Here is a 22,715-nt window from a genome sequence, read left to right on the forward strand (position 1 = left end):
TTGCGATTGATGAAGATAATCCCGCTCAGCACCCTCTTGTCATCGACCCGTGGCTACCATGCGACCGCGGGAAGAAAGGGGAAAGTTTGGCCATCTGCTCGTCAGTCAGCCAGAAAAGGTCGCTCATATTACCGCTCCGTTTTCCGAGCCGTGAATCATGCAGCGCTTTGAAAATCAATGCATCCTGACCCTAGGATTCATGCTGTCTAAGCAGAGAAATGGTCCAGTCGCGACTGAATTCTTAGCCAAGGCGCTGTCTTAAAATGCGATTCCAGACAAAGTCGTTGTTGGCAACAGCAGGGCCAATGCGACAAGTATTCAAGTGATAAACAAGATTTGAAACGGTTCGCTTGTCCGGCCAAAGTACAGACAATTGGGTCCAATTTGTTGAGCAACGTCGTGGAACACGATCACAGGTATATCAACCGGTGTCTCCGGCAAATGTGTGATTTCAAATCATTCGGATCTGCGTCGGTTACCTTTGACGGCATCAAGGTCGTCAATATGATCCCTAAAAAGCAATTTGCCAGCCCAACAACATCGGGGTTTCGGCTTTCTGCCGGCTTCGCAGGATATATGTATCTAAGCACAGGCTTTTTCTGACTCATCCATAAATTTGCGACACACCCGTCGTTGCCTATCAGAAGGCGGTTTCCTTAGACGACGACAGTTAGAGCGTGAGAGTGAACCGCAATCGCGCCGGCGGCGGCTAGATCCATTTGGCGATCGAATTTTGGGTGACAGGACTCCTCTCGCGCTAATTGCAGCCTTCTGATTGCTTTGCAAAACCCGACTCTGTCGAATGTTTCCAGCAGAGGATTGTCCAAATAGGAACCGCGGAACTTTGTTACGCGTTCAGTGATTGCACAACGGTTTCCGCTAAGGTCGACTCTTCGTATGCAGGGGGGCCGGCGATTGCGATAATCGCCCGAACCCCAACCTGCCCCGGGAGGAGATCAGTTCGCAAACGTGCTTAGCATCCTACTCGTTCACGCGGCGTCCTCTTTCGGGGGTTCCTTGGCGCCGGTCATGAAGGCCACCGCGTCTGACATGGTGTAGTCCTTGGGGTCGATCGTGCACAGGCGTTTGCCCAACCGATGCACATGGATGCGGTCAGCAACCTCGAAGACATGCGGCATGTTGTGGCTGATCAGAATGATCGGAATGCCACGCGCCCGCACGTCCTGGATCAGTTCAAGCACCTTGCGACTTTCCTTGACCCCCAAAGCTGCCGTTGGTTCGTCCATGATAATGAACTTGGTCGCGAAGGCGGCAGCGCGTGCAACGGCAACGCCCTGGCGTTGACCGCCCGACAGCGTCTCAACCGCTTGATTGATCGACTGAACGGTCATAAGGCCGAGCTCAGTCAGTTTTTCACGGGCGAAAGTCTCCATCGCCGGCCTGTCCAGCTGACGCAGGTACTTACCCATGAAACCCTGTTTGCGAATTTCGCGCCCCATGAACATGTTGTCTGCAATCGACAGGGCAGGGGACATGGCAAGTTGCTGATACACGATCTCGATCCCCATGTTCCGGGCGTCGATCGGAGAGGTGAAATTGACTTTCTTTCCTTCGATCAAAATCTCGCCTTCATCCGGGATAGTCGCACCGCAGATCGCCTTGACGATGGAGGACTTACCTGCGCCGTTGTCCCCGATGACTGCAAGAATCTCGCCCTGACGCAGTTCAAAGTCGGAATGGTCGATGGCGGTGACGTGGCCATATCGCTTCACGATCCCGCGGCCTTGGACGACTGGTGTTGTGTCTGACATTAGCCCGATACCTTTCTGATCCACTGGTCGACTGCGACCGCTGCAATGATGAGAAGACCGATAAGCAGGAAGGTCCATTGGGCATCCGCGCCCAGTAGCCGCAGCCCAAGGGTAAACACGCCAACGATCAGAGCTCCGAACAACGATCCCAGAATGGACCCCCGCCCGCCGAACAGAGAGATGCCTCCGATCACAACAGCGGTGATGCTTTCAATGTTGGCCAACTGGCCGGACGTCGGCGAGACCGATCCGATGCGCCCGATCAAAGCCCAACCAGCAAAGGCGCAGATCAAGCCGGATAGCATATAGACTGACATCAAAGTTTTGTGGACGTTGACGCCGGACAGTTCGGCAGCCTCGGGGTCGTCTCCGACCGCGTAGACATGCCGCCCCCAAGCCGTGTGACGCAACGCATAGGACAACACGACGATTAGCAGCAGCATGAACACCACACCGATTGTAAAGGATGCTCCGCCGATGCTGAATTTGGTGCCGAAAAACTGCAGGAAACTGGCTTCAGCCTCGATATCCTGACTGCGGATGGTTTCGTTGGCCGAATACAGGAAATTCGTCGCCAGAACGATCTGCCACATGCCCAGTGTCACGATGAAGGGTGGTAGCTTAACCCGGCTGACCAGCCAACCGTTTATGGCTCCGATGGCGGTCCCGACTGCGAGGCCGCACAAAACCGCGATAGGCACGGGAATTCCGTATCGGAAGGTGAACTGTCCCATGATCACGGACGAAAACACCATGATCGCGCCGACGCTTAGGTCAATGCCCGCGGTCAGTATGACCAGGCTCTGTGCTGCTGCGACGATGCCTACGATCTGCACCTGTTGCAGGATCAGCGTCATCGCGAACGGGGAAAAGAATTTGGAACCCAGAAGCAGGCCAAAAATGATTATTGCGGCGACGAGAACGATAAGCGGTACAAGTGATGGGTTTACGTGCAACGCGTGCTGGATTTGCCCCACAGCGCCGCGCCGATGATCTTCAAACTCGGCAACTTTCTCTCCGCGATTGGCTGCCGCTTCGAAGTCCTCTGCTTTTTTTGCAGTATCTGACATAACTCCTCCCTTATCGCGAAAGCCATAACGCGATTGATGTTGTGCGACGGTTTCAGGATTCTATCGGGTCGGGGTCAGCGAGGCGACTCTGTCGCCTCGCAAGTCGGGAATTATCCCCAGCAGAGATCCAGACCTTCTGCGACGGAGATGGAGTCAACGCCGTCGACAGGCTTGTCTGTGATTAGGCCAACGCCAGTGTCAAAGAAATCCTTACCCGGGGTGGTTTCCGGCTTTGAGCCGTCCTCGGCCCATTTCTTGACCGCCTCGACGCCGAGGGAGGCCATCAGCAACGGATATTGCTGGCTCGTCGCACCGATTATGCCGGCTTCGACATTGCGCACGCCGGGGCAGCCGCCGTCGACGGAAACGATCAGTACATCGTTTTCGCGTCCAATGGATTTCAAGGCTTCATAGGCTCCGGCCGCAGCGGGTTCATTGATGGTATAAACCACATTGATCTCAGGATCTGTTGCGAGCAGGTTTTCCATGCCCTTGCGTCCACCTTCTTCGGAGCCATCCGAGACATCATGACCCACGATACGGGCATCCGTCTCGTCGCCCCATTTGCCGGCATCACCCAGATCGACGCCAAACCCTTCCAGGAAACCCTGGTTGCGCAGTACGCCAACTGTGGGCTGTGAGATGTTGATGTTTAGCAGGCCGATCTTGGCGTCCGCTGCGGCGTCGCCCATCTGTCCCTTGGCCCACTGACCAATTAACAGCCCGGCACGGTAGTTATCTGTTGCAAAGGTGGCATCCGCGGTGTTCGCAGGGTCCAATGGCGTGTCGAGGGCAATTACCAGCAATCCGGCATCCCGTGCCTGGCCGACTGCCGAACCAATAGAGGATGTATCCGATGCGGTCAGCAGAATCCCTTTGGCACCATCAAGAATGCAGGTTTCGATTGCTTGAACCTGTGTTTCATGATCACCGTCGAATTTGCCGGCAAAGGCCTTTAGTGTCATTCCAAGTTCTTCGGCTTTTGCCGTCGCACCTTCCTTCATTTTTACAAAGAAGGGGTTGGTGTCGGTCTTTGTGATCAGGCAGACGGTTTCTCCGGCCGCCTGAGCGGATGCCGCAGCCATCGTGAGTACGGTCGCAGATGCGGTAAGCTTGAGTAGATTTCTCATGTTGTCCTCCCAGATTTCAGTTGTCGCCCCGCTTGGCGTTGCTGCGTGACGCGCCTCCATCCTCCAATGAAGGTCTTTCTTAAGAAACGGTGATTCTGGTCTCTCTGTCAATAAGTAAATAAAGTTTATTTATTAATTCGCCTGAACATCTTTTCATAAGAAAACAAGGTGTTTATGTTCAGGGCTATGGAGAAAGAGGCGCTTAAAATACTAACCGGCGGGGTAAGTCAAAGCGGTGTTCGCGATCACAACGAACGCCTGATATTGACGGTTTTACAACGACATGGACCCGCCGCAGGTGCCGACGTCGCTCGGCTGACAGGCCTCTCTCCGCAGACCGTTTCCATCATTTTGCGCAAGCTGGAAAAGGATGCGATTCTCAAGCGCGGAACACCACTGCGAGGGAAAGTGGGGAAGCCCTCAATCCCTATGGAACTAAACCCGGAAGGCATCTTATCGGTTGGGATGAAGATCGGGCGGCGCAGCGCCGATCTGCTTTTGATTGACTTTACGGGCAGACCGCGTCGTCAACTTTCCACGACCTATGACTATCCTCTGCCAGATGTCATTTTCGGGTTTCTGGAGTCTGGCTTGGAAACACTTCTCTCGCACGAGTCCCAAAGGCTTCGCGACCGCGTTTGCGGGATCGGAATTGGCACTCCATTCGAGCTTTGGAAATGGCACGACCTGTCTGGGCTTGCGGCGAAAAAATTCAAGTCCTGGAAAAACGTGAACTTCTTTTCCGAGGTCGCCAAGTTCAGCGACCTGCCAGTTTTTGTCGTCAACGATGCGACGGCTGCGTGTCACGCTGAACACCTCTATGGTCGAGGGGCTGAGTATCGCGACTATTTTTATTTCTTCATCGGCTCAATGATCGGCGGCGGTGTTGCGTTGAACGGCACTGTGTTTGAAGGCAACCAAGGCAATGCCGGAGCGTTAGGCGCTATGCGGACGACGGGCCCATTGGGCGAAAGCCAGCAACTGATTGACACCGCCTCACTGTTCCTGCTCGAGGACAGGTTGATCGAAGCAGGTGTCGATCCTGAAATTCTCTGGAAGAAGCCTCAGGATTGGAGCAGCATTTCTCGCTATGTCGAACCATGGATCGGCACGACGGCGCAAGAACTGGCTAAGGCTGCACTTTCCATCTGCGCTGTCATCGATTTTGAAGCGATTTTCATCGATGGTGCATTTCCACCGGAAGTGCGGGAAGAATTAGTTTCAAGGGTTCGCCGTTACTTAGTCAATCAAGACAAACGTGGCTTGATTCCTCCGGTCGTTGAAGCCGCAGCGGTTGGAGAAAACGCCCGTGGCATTGGGGCGGCGAGCAGCCCAATTTTCCGCCAGTTTCTTTTGAACACTAATGCAGGGCTTTCTGGGATGTAGCCGAAACGGATGTGTCGCAAATTTATAGGCGAGTCAGGAAAAGCTTGTGCTTAGATACATCTATCCTGCGAGGCCGGCAGAAAGTCGAAACCCCAATATTGTTGTGCTGGCAAACTGCTCCTTATGGATCATATTGACGACCTTAATGCCGTCAAAGGTAGCCGACGCAGATCCGAATGATTTGAAACCACACATTTGCCGGAGACACCGGTTGATATACCTGTGATCGTGTTCCACGATGTTGTTCAACAAATTGGACCCAATTGTCTGTACTTTGGCCGGACAAGCGAACCGTTTCAAATCTTGTTTATCCCTTGAATACCTATCGCATTGGCCCTGCTGTTGCCAACAACGACTTTGTCTGGGATCGCATTTTAAGACAGCGCCTTGGCTAAGAATTCAGTCGCGTCTGGACCATTTCTCTGCTTGGACAATATGAATTCTAGGGCGTTCCAGGCGTTGTCGCCCGCAAGATAGAGTTACTTCCACCTCACGCGTACTAGCAAATATGTCTTGTCTATGCGTCAGGATTTCAACGTTGGACGCTTCTTGGATTGCTCACGCTCCGCCGCCAGAGGCGAATACGTCACAACCATCCTGTTGAGCGTGGCGTGGTTTACTCATACTCCGCGTTCAGCCATGAGCTTTTTAAGGTCACGATACGACACAGTGTACCGAAGAAAAAGTACACGGCATACAGGATGCTTCCGTCGGGAAGTGTGCGCCTTTCAACGAGATATTGCCTGCTCATTGTTACTTTGTAGGCAAGAGGCGAAAACAAAGGCACGTTTGTCAATCCGAGCCCAGAGTTTACGACACATCCGAATGTATCTGCGTCCAGAAATTAGGGACTCAGTGACAGCGCATTTGCAAAAACCATGAGCACACTTTTAACTGGTCACCACTGACGACCACTCACGCTAGAACTAAAGCAACGTCAGTGTCAAAAGTTTGCAACAGAACCAGGGTCCAAACCCCAATTGACGCGCCGGGACAGGTTGACTAGGCAATTCACAACCGGAGTGTGTGACCGTCCGCGCCGTGTTACCACGGATACGGTTCTTGTGATCGCGGGTTTGACCAAAGGTCGGCTAAGCAGTTTCGGATGCTGTGCCAGACTCTCGGGCATTATGGTGCAACCAAGCCCACCAATCACCATGGCCTGTATCCAGGGTTCATGTTCGCTTTGAAAGCGGTTGACTGTTTCACAATCAAAGCTGTGCCCAGCCGCTTGAAACATGTCTGGATATTCGCAGTTTGTTCGTTTTAAATAGACTTCGCCCGCCAGCTCAGTGACGGGTACGCAGTCCATATCGGCGAACCGGTGGCCAGCTGGAAAAGCCACGACGTAGTTTTCCTGAAACAGCGGAACCGAAGTCAGATTGTCCGGTAAGCCCGGCAACGCAAGAAGGGCGACGTCAATCTCTCCCTCCAGAAGCCTTTTTACGAGTGAGGCGCCGGGTGCCTGATGGATGGACAGCTTGAGCTGTGCGGTACTGCAATTGAACAGCTCTATCAGATTCATGACACTGGTCGGAGCAATCGTACACATGCAGCCAAGGTCAAGCCCGGCGTTCAGCATCTTGGAAAAGTCGCCGGCTTCCTCACGAGCCAGTTTGGATTGAAACAGGACTTGTTCTAAGCGGGGGCGGATCAAACGACCAAGCTCGGTCAGATGGGTGTAACGCCCCTCGCGGCGAAAAAGCGGCCCGCCCATTTCTTCTTCCAGTTTCTGAATGGCACGCGTAAGCGCCGGTTGCGATACGTTGCATTTTTCGGCCGCACGCGTGAAATTGAGGACATCCGCCATCGCCAAAAAATACCGGACCTGGTGCATTTCCATAACGCTACCTGTGTACTGTTACGTCATAGCCTGACTTAAGGTAAAGCCTGTGAAATGTGCCTGGCGGTTTACCTAACGTGATGCTTTGTGAAGCACGAAGTGTTCACAAAACTTTGTGTGCATTGCGCCGCGGTACCAGATGTTTTCTAACCCGCCGGCCTTTAGCTTCAAGGTTGCTGGCCGTCTTGGTGAAAACAGTAAAAGTACAGAATGCTGCAATGCAGCATATGCATCAAAACCATTACCATAAATGCGGTTCTGCTGACGTGTCGAATCGATAACACTCAGCGCATCAACAGATGGCAGAGTTTCTGCCCAATTCATGGAGTGATGAATGACTAAGTATCTTGCAGCAGCGGCAGCGCAAGCTTTTGCGATTGGATTGTTTACAACAGCAGCTATGGCCGGCAGCTGCCCCGAGGATAAAATCCTGTCCGAGGCTCGCGATCTGAAGCAGGCCCCGACAATCGCCGTTGGTCGTCAGGTTCTAGGCGAAGTGGACCTGACAGGCTGGCGCGATATGGGCAATTTCAAGCTGCGCACACGTCGCTTGATCATCGACGTGAACGGGGTGGTGCCGACCCACAATCATGGGGATCGTCCGTCAATCGTGTATATTCTGCAGGGCGAAATCTACGAACATAACGCCTATTGCGCCGAACCCATCCTGCACAAGACAGGCGACGTCGCAGTTGAATCCGGCCCCGGTCACATCCATTGGTGGGAAAACACATCAGACGAACCTGTGGTCGTTCTGTCTTCGGACGTCATTCCGTTCAACGGAAATCAATCTGACGACATGTAAACCTCAGCGGCGCGACCGGGACCCTTCTCGGCGCGCCATAGCCCATCGGATGCCATGAAAATCACACTTGCAATCCTCCTGTTCGTTACGGGCCTGGCGTGCTCAGTCAGTGCGCATGTTGGCGAAACCGAGGAAGAAGAACAGATATTTGAAACATATCTGGAGTTCGCCGCGGCGCAGAACGCGCGGGATCTTGATGCCATTGGTAGCTTCTTCGTTGATGACCCTAATTTTTTGTGGGTCTCTGACGGTCAATCCGTTTGGGGGCGTGACGCGACCCTCGGACGTATGAGCAGTTTTCAACGCGCAGAGCATTGGCAGGTCTTGCCCCAGCTCGACAAGGCCGAGGTGATCTTCCTCGACCATCGGGTCGCACTTCTTCACATGCCGCTTGATCTTGAGATCGGCAATGCCGCTTCGCTGAATACCCTGCCGTTTCTGGTCAGCATCGTTTTTCGAAATATCGATGGGCAGTGGCGGATCGCAGCCATGCTGACGACAAACGACAAGACACCCAACTGAACACCTTCTTAACATATCGGAGGCATAGATGAGCCTGAGGAACAAAACCGTCATCGTGACCGGTTCGACATCCGGAATTGGTCTTGGTATTGCCCGTGGGTTTGCCGAAGCTCACGCAAATGTTGTTATCAACGGCTTCGGCGAAGCCGAGGATATTGCGGCGGAAGTCGCATCTCTGGAAACTTTGGGCGAGGGGCGTATTTCGTACGACGCCGCCGACATGTCCAATCCCGACCAGATTGCGGCGATGGTCGATCACACGGAAAATGAATTCGGCAGTGTAGATATTGTGGTCAACAACGCCGGAGTTCAGTTGGTCGAGCCGGTCGAGAGTTTTCCACTGGACAAATGGGACCAGATCATAGCGATCAACATGAACGCGGCCTTCCATTCGACGCGCGCCGCATTGCCCGGCATGAAGGCCCGCGGCTGGGGGCGGATTATTAATATTTCTTCGGCGCACGGGTTGGTCGCCTCTCCGTTCAAGTCTGCCTATGTCACCGCAAAACATGGCATCACCGGGTTCACCAAAACGGTTGCTCTGGAAGCTGCGGAATTTGGTGTGACGGTGAACGCAATTTGCCCAGGCTACGTTTTGACACCACTGGTGGAAAAGCAAATCCCCGAAACAGCGGCGGCGCGCGGGATCACTGAAGAAGAAGTGAAACGAGACGTTTTGCTGGCGGCTCAGTGGACCAAGAAATTCGTTACGGTCGAACAATTGGCAGGAACGGCCCTGTTCTTGTGCTCAGACGCCGCTGAAAACATAACCGGCGTTTCGTTGCCGGTCGACGGCGGGTGGACGGCGGCATGAACATTGTGACGCGCGGACCGGGACGTCGGAATTCCAACCACAAAGGCGTCAACATTGCGCTCCAGGGCGGCGGTGCACATGGCGCATTCACATGGGGTGTTCTAGACAAGCTGTTCGAAGATGACCGGCTTTGGATCGATGCAATTTCTGGTACTTCTGCGGGTGCGATGAATGCCGTTGTCGCGGCGCATGGAATGCACGAGAACGGCGCCATAGGAGCCCGCGAAAAACTGAACGATTTCTGGCACCAGGTCAGCCTTGCCTCGGTCACAAGCCCCATTCAGCGCAGCCCTTGGGCCAAGGCGACCGGGTCCTGGTCGCTGGAAACCTCAATGGGGTATCACTGGATGCAATCCATGCAACGCATGGCATCTCCGTATGACCTGAACCCTTTTCAGTACAATCCGCTGAGAAACGTGCTGGAAAACGTGGTGGATTTCGAGCGCGTTCAGAACTGCACCGATATGGGCGTCTTCGTATCGGCAACCAATGTCGAAACCGGTCGGGTCAAAGTGTTCGAGCGTGACGAGATCAACGTCGATAGCACTATGGCCTCGGCCTGCCTGCCCTACCTGTTTCAGGCGGTCGAGATCGATGGAGTCCCCTATTGGGACGGCGGCTACATGGGTAACCCGCCGCTGTTTCCCTTCTTCCACGGCTCACCGTCAAATGACATTCTGATTATCCAGATCAATCCGATCAAACGGCATGGCACGCCCAAGCGGGCCAACGAAATTCAGAACCGTATCAACGAGATCACCTTCAATTCGGCGCTTCTGCACGAATTGCGGGCCATTGATTTCGTCCGACGCCTGCTTGATGCGGGGCAGTTGGATGAGACCCGATACAAGCGCATGAATGTTCACATCATCGAACTGTGCCCAGAGGTCGCAAAGCTGGACGCGTCCTCAAAACTAAACGCGGAGTGGTCGTTTCTGCAATATCTCCGCGACACCGGGCGCAGAGTCACAGAAAGCTGGCTGGACACGCATTTCGATGACCTTGGTACGAAATCCTCTGCGAATATCTCCGACATGTTCGGCGGCGTCGCGGCCCTGCCGGAGGTCTAAGCAGATGTTGTATGTCGTTCAGGGTGCGCTGAGAGGCAACAGGCCCCGCGATATAATCCGGCGATCGACGATCATCGCCATGATCAGCTTTCTCACGCTGATCGATCTGTTCGGCAGTCAGGCCCTGTTGCCACAGATTGTCGATCAGTTCGGGGCAAGCACCGGTGTCGTTGGGTTTGCAGTTAACGCCGCAACACTTGGGATGGCTGTGTCGGGGTTGACGGTGGCTTATTTTGCCGACCGGATTGACCGGAAAAAAGGCATCTGGGTGTGCCTTGCGCTTCTGTCCGTTCCGACCGCATTGTTATCCGCAACGGATAGCATATGGGTTTTTGCCGCGCTGCGAGTTGCTCAAGGTGTGCTGATGGCGGCAGCGTTTACGCTGACCATGACCTATATTTCAGAACAATGCGATATCATGGCGGTTGGCGGTGCGATGGCCGCCTATATCACCGGCAATGTCGCCTCGAACCTCTTCGGTCGCCTGTTGGCTGTGTCCACTGCGGAAATCGCCGGTTTGTCGGGGTCGTTCCTGGCCTTTGCAACGCTCAATCTGATTGGCGCAGCACTGTCCTTTATTCTGATTGGCCCGCGCGATGCGTCGCCCCCAAGACAGGCTACCCCCCCGCTTGAGGCGTGGCGCTTGCACTGGTCCGACCCGGCGCTGCGGGCGTCTTTTGCTATCGGATTTCTCATCCTGTTCATTTTTGTCGGCGTGTTTACTTATGTTAACCCTCTGCTTGTCGATACGCTTGGCGTACCGGTGATGTATCTGGGGGTCGTCTATCTAGTTTTTGTACCCGCGATCTTTACCACCCCAATGGCCGGAAGTGTGGTCAAACGTATGGGACCACGGCGAACTCTTCAGGCTTCGATGTCGGTTGCCCTTGTTGCGCTTGCGCTAACGCTGGTTTCGTCGCTAACCCTTGTTTTGGTGGCACTTGCCGTCATAGGGGCTGCTACGTTTTTTGCACAGGCCTCGGCCACTGGATTTGTGTCCTCTCGCGCTAAATCGGACCAAGCCGCTGCCAACGGATTGTATCTGACCAGTTACTATCTCGGCGGGCTGGCAGGGGCCCTTTTGCTGGGTCAGGTTCACACTCAGTTGGGATGGGAGGGCACAGTGGCGTTTCTGATCCTGGCCACCATGTTCTGCATCTTCACGGCACGGGTGATGAAAGACTGATGGCGCAGATCCTATCAAAGCTTTTATCACTCCCTTTTTTCTGGCCGGATCAGAAAATTGCGCCGACCGTCACTGCCATACCCCAGAAGGAGGCAGTAGCCAGCAAAGATTCAGGATCGACATGACTGTTGCCGCCACCTTTCTTGAGCTGGCCCGGTATTGGTTGCTTGCTGGGGCCGGTGTCGCCCTTGTCTTTCTAACGGTTGGTATTGACCACATTGATGAGGATGCGCAGGGGGCCTTTGTTTTTCGCATCCTGCTGATACCGGGTGTCTTGCTGATATGGCCACTGGTTTTGTGGCGTTGGTATCGGCTGAAAACCACGGCTGATGATTGGCGCACTCGATACCGGCCACCCCGCGCTGCTCATTTACCAGCGGCCGTTTGTCTGGCGACCACACTTCTGATCGCAGTGGCGGCGGGGCTGGCCGTCCGGCAATCCTGGCCAGCAGAGTTTGCTCCGCAACATCTGAGCGAGGTCAAGAAATGAGCGTAAAATATGTCCCCGTTCAATGGAACCGTTTCAAATGGCTATACGACGCGGCCTTTTTGGCGGGCGTGGTGCTGTTTCTGTGGGCGTTCCTGACCTTGTCTCCCGACATTCGGAACCATAGCAATCCGATTGATGCACAGATCCAAAACGCCCGCGCATTCGGGGCATGCTCATTCCTGATGATGACGATTATCCTCTGTCTCGGCCCGCTTTCAAGGTTAGACCGGCGGTTCTTGCCATTGCTTTACAATCGGCGCCACTTTGGGGTGATGACGGCAATTGTCGCCACCACGCATGCCTCATTTGTGATCAATTGGTATTTCGGTCTGTCGCACATCAACAAGTTCGAAGCGGTCTTGGTTTCAAACACAAACTACACGCAGATTTCGGGGTTTCCTTTTGAAACTTTCGGCATTTTTGCCTTGTTCTGCCTACTGATCCTCGCCGCCACTAGTCACGATTTCTGGATGAAGTTCCTGTCTCCGCCGCTTTGGAAATCACTGCATTTTATGATCTATCCCGCCTATGCCGCCGTAGTGGCGCATGTGGCGTTGGGGGCACTGCAAAATCAGGAAAGTCAGGTCTTAACCGTTTTTGTGATTGGCTGCGCCGGACTCGTTTCTGGCTTGCACATTACCGCTGCAATAAAAGAACGAGACTATGCGTCCGCTGGTACCGACTGGGTACATGTCTGCTCTATAGAGGAGATTGCAGACAAGCATGCCCGCATCGCTTTACTGCCAAACGGTGACCGGGTGGCGATCTTTCGGCATGGCGATCGGCTGAGTGCAATTGCCAACGCTTGTGCCCACCAGAACGGCCCACTGGGCGAAGGGCGTATCATTCGCTGTCTTGTCACCTGCCCGTGGCACGGATTCCAATATAACGTGACAAATGGCCGGGCTCCGGCTCCGTTTACGGAAAAAATTCCCACTTACAATCTGCGTCTGGTCGACGGTGCCGTCTTCGTTGACCCCAACGCAAACCCGCCCGGGACATATGTGGAACCGGTACTGGCGCCGATTGAGCAGCAAGCATCATGAAAGAGAATAACGTGCCCTTCTTCGTCGGATATCTGCCAGTGCCCAAAGGCTTGCGTCGCTTTCTGTTGCTAGTGGCATTTGCACTTGCCTCGTTGGTCGGTATTTTTGGTTATCTGATCGGTGTCACTCAGGACGACCCCGGATCCGGAGCTTATCTTTTTGACTTTGGTCGCCAAACGGTCGGCGGTGTGATCGAACGGACGCCGGTGCCAATTCTGCACATCACGGAGGGGAACAGCTTGCTTCCGGCGGGACATACTCTGATGCTGTCGGGACCTGGCAAGAACGGCATCATGAACACCCGTGATGTTCAGGACGGCGCATCCGTAACTGTGTCAGGTATTGTCCTGAAACGAGGGTCTTTGGATATGCTGCAGGTGCCAGACGGTCCAAGCGGGCTGAGACCGAATGAGGGGTCAGATCCCACGCCTGCCTTCATTGATCTAGGTAGATGGAAGCTGGCAGGCGAGATTTGCGACGGCAAATGTCTTGCAGGTGCAATGCGCCCCGGGCGCGGCCTAGCGCACAAGGCCTGCGCCAACTTGTGCATTGTAGGGGGGACACCGCCGGTTTTTGTATCCTCGCAACCCATCATGGGAACAGAATTCCTGCTTTTGTCCGGTCCGAACCGAACTGAAATTCCGTCACAGGTTTACGACAGGATGGCGCAATATATTTCAGTAGAAGGCCAGATCACACAACACGGGGACATTCTGGTTTTCGCCATGGAACCCGAAACGATCGAGGTACTTCCCTGATGCGCCGGGGCCTGTTGCTGCTTGCCGTTGCGCTGCTTGCGATGGCGCTGTTTTATATCTCTCCCCTGTGGACCTTTAGGATTTGGGGCGACCAAGGTCTGTTCGGTATCCGAATATTGCGTGCCCAGGGTGATTTGGTCGCATTTTTGCTGCGGGGCACACCGCTCGCACCATATGCGCTGTTGGTCTGGGTTGCCGGATCATTTCTCATCCTCACTGGGGCCCAGTGGGTGTTCAATCGATTGGCGCTCGAGGAGTAGAGGTGCTCCACGAAGTGTGACGTTACGCTGCTGTGAGCGTCTTACAGCGTGTTGTCGTCGAACGCGGCGCTTGCTTCACCGAAAATCCGCCGCATAATCACGCGAACCGGATGAGCCAGAAACCCTCTCTTATCAATTCGACCTAAACTGTCCCATTGGTGCTGACGTCAGACAGCACCTGCCTTCAATCCGTCAAAATGGACAGACGTCGGCATATGCGCGCAGATGGTCTATTGAAACTTACTTGAAATTAGTATACCGCCGCATACAAATGAATGCCGGGGCTGGTAAGACCGCCGCAAACCCGGCGCAAAACGTCACCGAAAGCAGATAGCCGGAACAGCCATGAGCCTTTATACAGACTACCTTGCCGAAATCGAAACCCGCAAAGAACAGGGGCTGCACCCCAAGCCCATCGACGATGGCGCTCTTGTCAAAGAGCTTGTCGATCAGATCAAGGATGCCGGTAACGAGCACCGCGCCGAGTCGCTGAACTTTTTCATCTACAACACGCTGCCCGGCACAACCAGCGCGGCGGGTGAAAAGGCGAAGTTCCTGAAAGAGATCATTCTGGGCGAGGCTGCAGTCGAAGAGATTTCGGTCCCGTTCGCATTCGAGCTGCTGTCGCACATGAAAGGCGGCCCATCGGTTGAGGTTCTGCTGGATCTTGCGCTGGGTGACGATGCGGCGATTGCCGGGCAGGCCGCCGAAGTTCTGAAATCACAGGTCTTCCTGTACGACGCGGACACTGACCGGCTGAAAGCAGCTTTTGAAGCTGGAAACGCGATCGCGAAAGACATCCTCCAAAGCTATGCCAATGCAGAGTTCTTTACCAAACTGCCCGAGATCGACGAAGAGATCGAAATCGTGACTTATGTCGCGGCCGAAGGTGATATCTCGACCGATCTGTTGTCGCCGGGAAATCAGGCGCACTCGCGTGCGGATCGTGAACTGCACGGCAAGTGTTTTATCTCGGATAAGGCACAGCAAGAGGTCGAAGCGCTGAAGCTGCAGCACCCCGGCAAGCGCGTGATGCTGATCGCGGAAAAAGGCACCATGGGTGTAGGCTCCTCCCGGATGTCGGGTGTCAACAACGTGGCGCTGTGGACCGGTAAGCAGGCCAGCCCTTATGTGCCCTTTGTCAACTTCGCTCCGATCGTGGCGGGCACCAATGGCATCTCGCCAATCTTCCTTACCACCGTGGGCGTGACCGGCGGTATCGGTCTGGACCTGAAAAACTGGGTCAAGAAGGTGGATGAAGACGGCAACGCGATCCTGAACAATGACGGCAATCCGATCCTTGAAGAGAAGTATTCGGTCGCAACCGGTACGGTTCTGAAGATCAACACCAAAGAGCACAAACTGCTGAGCGAAGATGGTGATGAGCTGGTCGATGTGTCCTCGTCTTTCACTCCGCAAAAAGTGGAATTCATGAAGGCTGGTGGCTCTTACGCCATCGTCTTCGGTAAGAAATTGCAGACAATCGCGGCGGAAACGTTGGGTGTCGAAGCGCCTCTGGTCTTTGCCCCGTCGAAAGAAATCAGCCATGAAGGTCAGGGCCTGACGGCTGTCGAGAAGATCTTTAACAAGAACGCCGTGGGCACAACTCCGGGCAAGACCCTGCACGCTGGATCTGACGTACGTGTGAAGGTCAACATTGTTGGATCACAGGACACCACCGGCCTGATGACCATGCAGGAACTTGAGGCGATGGCCGCGACAGTTGTGTCGCCCAGCGTTGATGGCGCCTATCAGTCCGGCTGTCACACCGCATCTGTCTGGGATGCCAAAGCGCAGGCCAACACACCGCGCCTGATGAAATTCATGAATGACTTCGGTCTCGTCACCGGTCGTGACCCGAGAGGTGTTTACCACTCGATGACCGACGTGATCCACAAGGTGCTGAACGACATCACCGTGGATGACTGGTCGGTCATCATCGGCGGCGACAGCCACACACGCATGTCCAAAGGCGTGGCATTTGGGGCCGACTCGGGCACCGTGGCGCTGGCGCTGGCCACAGGCGAAGCCTCAATGCCGATTCCGGAATCGGTCAAGGTGACCTTCAAGGGCAAGATGGCCGATCACATGGATTTCCGCGACGTGGTACACGCGACGCAGGCGCAGATGCTGGAACAGCATGGCGATAACGTGTTCCAGGGCCGCGTGATCGAAGTGCATATCGGCACGCTGCTGGCGGACCAGGCCTTTACCTTCACCGACTGGACCGCCGAGATGAAGGCCAAGGCCTCGGTCTGTATCTCGAATGACGAGACCCTGATCGGTTCGCTGGAACTGGCCAAATCGCGCATTCAGATCATGATCGACAAGGGCATGGAGCATGAAAACGGCATGCTGCAGAAACTGATCAACATCGCGGATAAGCGCATTGCCGAGATCAAGTCGGGTGAAAAACCCGCGCTGCGTCCCGATGACAATGCGAAATACTTCGCTGAGGTCGTTGTCGACTTGGATCAGATCGTCGAGCCGATGATCGCGGACCCGGATGTCAACAATGCCGACGTCTCCAAGCGCTACACCCACGATACGATCCGGCCGATCTCGTACTACAATGCCGAAAAGCACGTGGATCTGGGCTTTGTCGGCTCGTGCATGGTGCACAAGGGCGACATCAAGATCGTCGCACAGATGCTGAAGAACCTGGAAAAGGAAACCGGCAAGGTCGAATTCAAGGCCCCGCTGGTGGTTGCGGCGCCGACCTACAACATCATCGACGAGTTGAAGGAAGAGGGCGACTGGGAAGTGCTTGAGAAATATTCAGGCTTCGAGTTTGACGACCTGTTCCCGAAAACTCAGGCGCGCACCGAGTATGAGAACATCCTCTACCTCGAGCGCCCCGGCTGTAACCTCTGCATGGGTAACCAGGAGAAAGCCGCCAAGGGTGATACCGTTCTGGCCACATCTACCCGCCTGTTCCAGGGCCGCGTCGTTGCAGATGCGCCGGACAAGAAGGGCGAAAGCCTGCTGGCCTCGACCCCGGTTGTCGTGCTGTCGGCGATCCTGGGCCGGACGCCGAAGATCGAAGAGTACAAGGCGGCGGTTGAAGGCATCGACCTGACCAAGTTCGCCCCGCCGGTTGTGCCGGAAAACACCAGGTCGGCGCACTTCTAAGAATTTTCAGGCCGGTTCAAATAGAACCGGCCTGTTTTTTTCGACGCGGCGCTAAACCGTCTATCAGGTAAATACCAATGCTTTAACCGGTAGCAAGATAGCCTGTGCGCGCAAGACAATGGCGTTTGCGATACCCATGCCGTCCACAATGCGAGCAATAAAGGCGGAAAACCCGGTAATTTCGCCAGCTTCGATCTGTTTTGTGCGGCTGGTATAGGCCACCCCAACACATGAGCTGCCGGGTGGAATTTGCTCCAGATGTTCTGGAAATATCGGCGCAAGAAAGGCAGTCATTGTGCCAGGGCGCGCGCGGTCTTGTTGATCGACCAATACGTCACCGGGCCGGAACTGCCCGGCTGCGATGGCACCCTGCACTTCGTCCACGACCATGGGGATAATGGTCAGAGGTTTGGCGGGGCAAGTGATCTCGACCAGCATGCCGGGTTTCACAACACTCGCGGAAATCTGTCCGAACGCGGCCACGAAACGCCCCTGACCTGAGACCTCGGGCACCAGAATGCCCGCAGGACGCAGTATGGGATTTACGATGTCACCGGGCTTGAGCAGAAATTGCGTCACCGTGCCATCGACTTCGGCAAAGACAGTAGATTTTGCAATTTCCGCTTCCGCCTCGCGCAGAGCAGCGCGAGCGGTTTCCTGTTGCGCGGGAAGCAAGGTGGCTTGGCGAAGTTTTATCCCGTCCAAAACTGCAATTGCTGCGGTACGTTGCCCATCGGCGCGGGAAACGGCCGTTTGCAAACGCAACAGCTCTTGCTCGCTGACAGTTGCGTCATTGCGTTCAGCCAGTGATTGGCGGCGCTCCAGATCGTCGGTGGCCTGAAGAAAATCGGCCTCGGCCGCAACGACCTGTGCCTGCGCAGACGCGATATCAGTGGTTATAACACCCAAGGCGGCGTCGATCTCATCTATCCGGCGGCGGGCAGTTTCGGCGGCGGCCTCTTGCCGGGTTGTATCCAGCCGGAAAATGGCCTGTCCGGCTGTCACGGTTTCATTATTGGCAACATAGACCTCGGCCACGCGCCCACCACGGTCTGACAGAATGGTAACAGTGCGAAAGGCGGCTGAGACGTTGCGCGTAGAGGGATGAAAGTAAAAGATGACGGTGATCAGGGTCACAGCCAGGATGGCACAGGCTGTCAAACCCCAGCGTAATTCGTACCAGACATTGAACAGGGTAATCTCATGCCCCCAACGTTTGCCCTGTTTGTAGCGACGATAGAGGTAATCCGGCACGATCGTAATCAGGGCTGAGAATAATAGCTCAAGCATTGTCCTGATCCGTCTTTATGTGCGAGGGGAAGATTTCGTGTAGCGGAACGGCGGCGATCAGAATGGCGGCAATCCAGAATGCATTGTTCAGGGTGAACAGGGAAATCAGACCCAATACACCAACCAGCTGCATTTGTACTTTGTGCGCTCCGGCTGCCATCCGGTCGGGAATGGCTTGGATGGTGAAGTAAAGCGCCCCGAACCCCAGCAGTACAAGTACAAGAAATACGCCGACAATAATCAGGAAGCCATCGGTTCCACCCGGCGGCGTGACCCAGAAAGGTAGCCGGGCCAGTTCCTCATCAGAAATTGAGATGCTCATCCGCGCCCCCATTACCCAAGGATATCGGAAATGATACGCAAACATATTCAGCAAAATCAATATTTTTGCCAATTTTATAAAGGACAGTCTGCGTGCATCTGATCAATCATTAGAAAAGAACGTCCCGCTTGTATTTCACACTTTCTGTCCTGTTTTCCGTGACCGTGTTTGGCATTGGGGTATGTCTCACATTGCAGGGAAGCTGCCGATTTTTATTGTGACAGAGCGACATTACCCCCAAAAACCCACAAATTTATTAAGTAAACAAATAAAAACAGAATTTAGTTATTGAAACAGAGCCATTTTGTGGGATTATTGTAGAAAGTGATGCTGAGATGTAGGTTTCTGATGTCGCAAGACTACAGTCTAAATCATTGGGAGCCGATTGTAGGCTTGCGTGGTGCAAGGCGACCAAAGATTGCGCGTCCCAGACAATGCCCTCGCAGGCCTCTTTTAAGTGTTTTTTGCCGCGAGCACACATTCTAAATTTAAACAGGACAGAACCGAATGTTGAATTCAGGAAGCTCACAATCCGTCGATATGGCCTATCTGGTATCGCATGCAAAGAAGATTGCCGAATTGGCCAACAAGGCGGCACGAGAGTATTTTCGCGGTCGATTGGGGGTCGAATTCAAGGCGGATGAAAGCCCGGTCACTCAAGCTGACAAGGGTGTTGAGGCAGAGGTTCGGGCCTATCTGGCTAAGCATTTTCCCGATCACGGCATCTTCGGAGAAGAGCATGGGTTTGAGGGGCAAAACCGTCGTGAAGTCTGGATTATTGATCCGATAGATGGCACCCGGTCGTTCCTGTCAGGACATCCGCTGTTTGGTTTTTTGCTGGGGCATCTGATGGATGGCAAGCCGGATATCGGAGTGATCGGCATGCCTGCGATAAATGAAGTTTTCATAGGTGTATCCGGTCAGGGCGCGACACTGAACGGCAATAAAATCGAGACTTCGAACAAGACGCGGCTGGATCAATCCATTCTCTTCGTAAACGAAGGGGACAAGATCTATCGCGATCATCCGGCCTTATTTGCCAAGCTGATGCAATCAGGGCAGACAAGACGTTTTGCCTATGATTGCTACCCGCATGCCCTGCTGGCTGCGGGGCATGTGGATGCTGTGATTGATTATGATCTGCAGCCCTATGATTTCCTGCCGGTGTTGGCCGTGGTTGAGGCTGCGGGCGGGGTGATGACAGACTGGGGTGGTAAATCACTCGATTTGCAGTCGGACGGTCGGGTGATTTCCGCGGCAACACCCGAACTGCACGCTGAAATGCTGGAAATGGTGAACGGATAGGATCATGGCGATTGTAAGCTTCCTCATCAGTCTGGCCGGCGCCACAATGTTGCTGCTCTACGCAGTGCGAATGGTGCGCACCGGGATCGAGCGGAGCTATGGGGCCTCGTTCCAGCGGGTGATGACGGGGCAGCGCAGTCATGTACAGGCATCGGTGGTCGGCCTTGCGATGGCAGTCGTGCTACAAAGTTCGGCGGCGGTGGCTTTGCTGACATCAGGGTTTGCCGCAAGCGGGTTGCTGGCCTTTCCCGCCGGCCTCGCCATGGTGCTGGGGGGCGATTTGGGATCGGCGCTGATTATTCAGATCCTGTCGTTCAATCTGGATTGGCTGGTGCCGCTTTTGCTGGCAGTTGGCGGATATCTGTTCGTCAAGACCGAGTCCAAAAAGCCTCGACAATTGGGCCGTATCCTGATGGGGATTGCGTTCATTCTAATCTCGCTGCGCTTTTTACGCGAGGCGATGGATCCGATCCGCGACAGTGCATTTCTGCCTGCTGTCGCAGACTATCTTGCCCGCGACTATATAACGGCGTTTCTGGTGGGCGGCGCGTTAGCTTTTGTTATGCACTCTTCGGTTGCTGCGATCCTAATGTGCGTGACGTTGGTTCAGATCGGTGCAATCCCGTTTGCCGCCGGGCTGTCGCTGGTTTTGGGAGCCAATTTCGGCTCGGCCTTCATACCGGTTTGGCTGACGCGGGGGATGGAATTGCCGGCAAGGCGTATTCCGTTCGCCAATCTGGCCTTGCGGGGCAGTTGGGCTGTGGTCACGCTGTTCGCGGCCAATACGGCTTTGCGCGCGGGCATTCTGGGGGATCTGCAAGGCGGGCAGATGTTGGTCAATGCGCATTTGGCCTTCAACGCATCGCTGCTGATTTTGGCGCTGCCGTTCTGCGGGCGATTGTGCGCTCCGTTCGAACGGCTTTTGCCGGAACCAAAGTCGGCAGACGCAACGGTGCAGCTGGGCCGTCCGGCCAGCGCGCTGGACATGGCTGCGCTCGGAAACTCCAGTCAGGCGCTTTCAAGTCTAAAGCGGGAATTGCTGCGGATGAGCGATCTGGTCGAGTCAATGTTCCGCCCCTCGCTGGAGCTCTATCGCAGTGGAGACAAGGAACAGATACGCGCCGTTAGGGCCGTCGATGAGGACGTGAACGAATGCCTGTCGGGTATCCGAAAATTTGTAGCCGCCATTCCGGCAGAGGAATTCGGTAAGCAGAACGCAAAGGTGGCGCGCGACCTGATGGAATATGCCATCCGCCTTGAAACTGCGGGTGATGTCGTCGCCAAGCGCTTGGCCGTGCTGGCAGGGAGCATGCGGAAAAAAGGTGCGTCATTTTCGAAAGAAGGTTGGTCAGAACTGGTCGAAATGCATGAGGGCATTTTAGCCAATATGAAACTGGCCTCGAACGTACTTATCTCGGACGATCTGGAAAGTGCACGGCTGCTGAGTGCCGAAAAGACGGAAATCAAGAAGGCAGAGCGTGACAGTCGTAAGCGCCACCTGCGGCGGTTGCAGCATGGTAGCACGGAAAGCTTTGAAACCAGCGACATTCACCTGGAGACTTTGCGTGCGTTCCGTGAATTCAACAGTCACATCGCTGCAGTTGCCTATCCGATCCTCTACCGGAATGGGCAATTGCTGGAAACACGCCTGATCGAAGAAATGCCTCGGATGGAAAAGGGTGCGGATACGGAGGTCAAGGGATGATCGCACCGGTCGAGATATTGAATGGTATGGGGCAGGGCAGGGTGGTTTTGCTGTGCGAGCATGCGTGCCATCGGATACCTGCAGTATACGACGGTTTGGGCCTGACCGAGGCCGATAGTCTTAGTCACGCAGCTTGGGACCCTGGCGCGCGGAGCCTGTCGATCGAGCTGTCTCGGGCATTGGATGCCCCTATCGTGGCCTCAACCGTGTCGCGCCTGGTCTATGATTGTAATCGCCCTCCTGAAGCCCCGAGTGCAATGCCTGAAAGATCGGAGCAGATCGTCGTTCCGGGGAATGCCGGGCTGACACAATCGCAGCGCGACGACCGTACGACGGCGGTTTACGAGCCATTTTGCGCAGCAGTTGCAAATGTATTGGATGGGAGAGGCCCCGAGACGGTCGTGGTCACGGTGCATTCCTTTACGCCGGTTTATTTTGGGCAAAACCGCACTGTCGAGCTTGGATTGCTGCACGACGAAGACAGCCGGTTGGTTGACGCGATGTTGGATCATGTGGGTCGGTTGCCGCATCGTCGGATCGAGCGGAACGAGCCTTACGGCCCGGCTGACGGAGTCACGCACTCATTGCGCCTTCACGCGCTCAGCCGAGGTTTGCCGAATGTGATGCTGGAAGTGCGCAACGATTTGTTGCGAACGGATGAACAGATCGCCGTCATGGCGGACGAAATACTTGCGCTGTTGCAACCGGCGCTGAACGACATCGCGATTAGGGAGGATGAATCGTGAGCCGGACACTCAACTTTGAAGGATTGAAGGGGCAGGTATCTGCGGGTGATGTTGACACTGTAT

Annotated in this window: 21 protein-coding genes and 2 pseudogenes; 15 read left to right on the forward strand and 8 right to left on the reverse strand. The window is 54.8% G+C overall.

All coding sequences use genetic code 11. From position 1 onward, the window contains the following. Window positions 1-127: pseudogene (locus tag GOW93_RS20110) on the reverse strand (IS5/IS1182 family transposase); the annotation flags it as partial. Window positions 128-237: 110 nt separating this feature from the next. Between GOW93_RS20110 and GOW93_RS20980 the strand changes: the two are divergent. Further along, the gene (locus GOW93_RS20980) at window positions 238-603 is read left to right on the forward strand and encodes a DDE-type integrase/transposase/recombinase (protein WP_368039695.1); all 366 of its coding nucleotides are present in this window, start codon (window positions 238-240) and stop codon (window positions 601-603) included. Between the two features lie 386 nt (window positions 604-989). Here GOW93_RS20980 and GOW93_RS20120 read toward each other — a convergent pair whose 3' ends face one another. The 3 genes from GOW93_RS20120 to GOW93_RS20130 form a co-directional block, all read right to left on the reverse strand. After that, window positions 990-1,772, reverse strand: a complete 783-nt coding sequence (locus tag GOW93_RS20120; RefSeq protein WP_170388075.1) for an ATP-binding cassette domain-containing protein — start codon at window positions 1,770-1,772, stop codon at window positions 990-992. Next, the gene (locus tag GOW93_RS20125; RefSeq protein WP_170388077.1) at window positions 1,772-2,842 is read right to left on the reverse strand and encodes an ABC transporter permease; all 1,071 of its coding nucleotides are present in this window, start codon (window positions 2,840-2,842) and stop codon (window positions 1,772-1,774) included. Before GOW93_RS20125 ends, GOW93_RS20120 begins: the two co-directional genes overlap by 1 nt. A gap of 110 nt (window positions 2,843-2,952) precedes the next feature. Beyond that, window positions 2,953-3,972, reverse strand: coding sequence for a sugar ABC transporter substrate-binding protein (locus GOW93_RS20130; protein ID WP_170388079.1), 1,020 nt, complete (start codon window positions 3,970-3,972; stop codon window positions 2,953-2,955). Window positions 3,973-4,158: 186 nt separating this feature from the next. Here GOW93_RS20130 and GOW93_RS20135 point away from each other — a divergent pair, with 186 nt between their 5' ends. Next, a complete protein-coding gene (locus tag GOW93_RS20135) occupies window positions 4,159-5,358 on the forward strand; it encodes an ROK family transcriptional regulator (protein ID WP_170388110.1) in 1,200 nt (399 codons plus the stop codon). A gap of 60 nt (window positions 5,359-5,418) precedes the next feature. On the opposite strand, the pseudogene GOW93_RS20140 reads toward GOW93_RS20135, so the two are convergent. Together GOW93_RS20140 and GOW93_RS20145 are read right to left on the reverse strand one after the other, a co-directional pair. Beyond that, window positions 5,419-6,096: pseudogene (locus GOW93_RS20140) on the reverse strand (IS6 family transposase). A 205-nt stretch (window positions 6,097-6,301) separates the two neighbouring features. Continuing rightward, window positions 6,302-7,201, reverse strand: coding sequence for a LysR family transcriptional regulator (locus GOW93_RS20145; RefSeq protein WP_170388081.1), 900 nt, complete (start codon window positions 7,199-7,201; stop codon window positions 6,302-6,304). 334 nt (window positions 7,202-7,535) lie between these two features. On the opposite strand from GOW93_RS20145, the gene GOW93_RS20150 reads away from it, so the two are divergent. The 10 genes from GOW93_RS20150 (at window position 7,536) to GOW93_RS20195 (ending at window position 17,284) form a co-directional block, all read left to right on the forward strand. Next, window positions 7,536-8,006, forward strand: coding sequence for a cupin domain-containing protein (locus tag GOW93_RS20150; RefSeq protein WP_170388083.1), 471 nt, complete (start codon window positions 7,536-7,538; stop codon window positions 8,004-8,006). Between the two features lie 54 nt (window positions 8,007-8,060). Then, window positions 8,061-8,528: a nuclear transport factor 2 family protein gene (locus tag GOW93_RS20155; RefSeq protein WP_170388085.1), complete on the forward strand. Its 468-nt coding sequence runs from the start codon at window positions 8,061-8,063 to the stop codon at window positions 8,526-8,528. 28 nt (window positions 8,529-8,556) lie between these two features. Further along, on the forward strand, window positions 8,557-9,342 hold the full coding sequence (locus GOW93_RS20160) for a 3-hydroxybutyrate dehydrogenase (RefSeq protein WP_170388087.1): 786 nt from the start codon (window positions 8,557-8,559) through the stop codon (window positions 9,340-9,342). Further along, window positions 9,339-10,412 (forward strand): patatin-like phospholipase family protein, encoded by a 1,074-nt coding sequence (locus tag GOW93_RS20165; RefSeq protein ID WP_170388089.1) that lies wholly within the window; start codon window positions 9,339-9,341, stop codon window positions 10,410-10,412. The genes GOW93_RS20160 and GOW93_RS20165 overlap by 4 nt, the downstream gene beginning before the upstream one ends. A 79-nt stretch (window positions 10,413-10,491) precedes the next feature. Continuing rightward, entirely contained in the window at window positions 10,492-11,598 is a 1,107-nt protein-coding gene (locus tag GOW93_RS20170; protein WP_217354820.1) for an MFS transporter, read from the forward strand. Window positions 11,599-11,719: 121 nt separating this feature from the next. Then, window positions 11,720-12,088: a hypothetical protein gene (locus GOW93_RS20175; protein ID WP_170388093.1), complete on the forward strand. Its 369-nt coding sequence runs from the start codon at window positions 11,720-11,722 to the stop codon at window positions 12,086-12,088. Continuing rightward, window positions 12,085-13,134, forward strand: coding sequence for a Rieske 2Fe-2S domain-containing protein (locus GOW93_RS20180; protein ID WP_170388095.1), 1,050 nt, complete (start codon window positions 12,085-12,087; stop codon window positions 13,132-13,134). Before GOW93_RS20175 ends, GOW93_RS20180 begins: the two co-directional genes overlap by 4 nt. Beyond that, window positions 13,131-13,892, forward strand: a complete 762-nt coding sequence (locus tag GOW93_RS20185; RefSeq protein WP_174819171.1) for a hypothetical protein — start codon at window positions 13,131-13,133, stop codon at window positions 13,890-13,892. The genes GOW93_RS20180 and GOW93_RS20185 overlap by 4 nt, the downstream gene beginning before the upstream one ends. Next, window positions 13,892-14,152, forward strand: coding sequence for a hypothetical protein (locus GOW93_RS20190; protein ID WP_170388097.1), 261 nt, complete (start codon window positions 13,892-13,894; stop codon window positions 14,150-14,152). The genes GOW93_RS20185 and GOW93_RS20190 overlap by 1 nt, the downstream gene beginning before the upstream one ends. A gap of 345 nt (window positions 14,153-14,497) precedes the next feature. Beyond that, entirely contained in the window at window positions 14,498-17,284 is a 2,787-nt protein-coding gene (locus GOW93_RS20195; RefSeq protein WP_170388099.1) for a bifunctional aconitate hydratase 2/2-methylisocitrate dehydratase, read from the forward strand. Window positions 17,285-17,347: 63 nt separating this feature from the next. On the opposite strand, the gene GOW93_RS20200 is transcribed toward GOW93_RS20195, so the two are convergent. Further along, window positions 17,348-18,574: an HlyD family secretion protein gene (locus GOW93_RS20200; protein ID WP_170388102.1), complete on the reverse strand. Its 1,227-nt coding sequence runs from the start codon at window positions 18,572-18,574 to the stop codon at window positions 17,348-17,350. Further along, window positions 18,567-18,896 (reverse strand): hypothetical protein, encoded by a 330-nt coding sequence (locus GOW93_RS20205; protein ID WP_170388104.1) that lies wholly within the window; start codon window positions 18,894-18,896, stop codon window positions 18,567-18,569. Before GOW93_RS20205 ends, GOW93_RS20200 begins: the two co-directional genes overlap by 8 nt. Window positions 18,897-19,403: 507 nt before the next feature. On the opposite strand from GOW93_RS20205, the gene GOW93_RS20210 reads away from it, so the two are divergent. From GOW93_RS20210 to GOW93_RS20220, 3 genes are read left to right on the forward strand one after another with little or no spacing between them, the layout of a single operon-like run. After that, window positions 19,404-20,201 (forward strand): inositol monophosphatase family protein, encoded by a 798-nt coding sequence (locus tag GOW93_RS20210; protein ID WP_254443697.1) that lies wholly within the window; start codon window positions 19,404-19,406, stop codon window positions 20,199-20,201. 4 nt (window positions 20,202-20,205) lie between these two features. Continuing rightward, window positions 20,206-21,906 carry a Na/Pi cotransporter family protein gene (locus tag GOW93_RS20215; RefSeq protein ID WP_170388106.1) on the forward strand — a complete coding sequence of 567 codons (1,701 nt, stop codon included), beginning with the start codon at window positions 20,206-20,208 and terminating at the stop codon, window positions 21,904-21,906. After that, window positions 21,903-22,652, forward strand: a complete 750-nt coding sequence (locus tag GOW93_RS20220; protein ID WP_170388108.1) for an N-formylglutamate amidohydrolase — start codon at window positions 21,903-21,905, stop codon at window positions 22,650-22,652. Before GOW93_RS20215 ends, GOW93_RS20220 begins: the two co-directional genes overlap by 4 nt. Window positions 22,653-22,715: the final 63 nt, after the last annotated feature.

The sequence above is a fragment of the Ruegeria atlantica genome, assembly GCF_013032455.1.
Classification (GTDB): Bacteria; Pseudomonadota; Alphaproteobacteria; order Rhodobacterales; family Rhodobacteraceae; genus Ruegeria; species Ruegeria atlantica_B.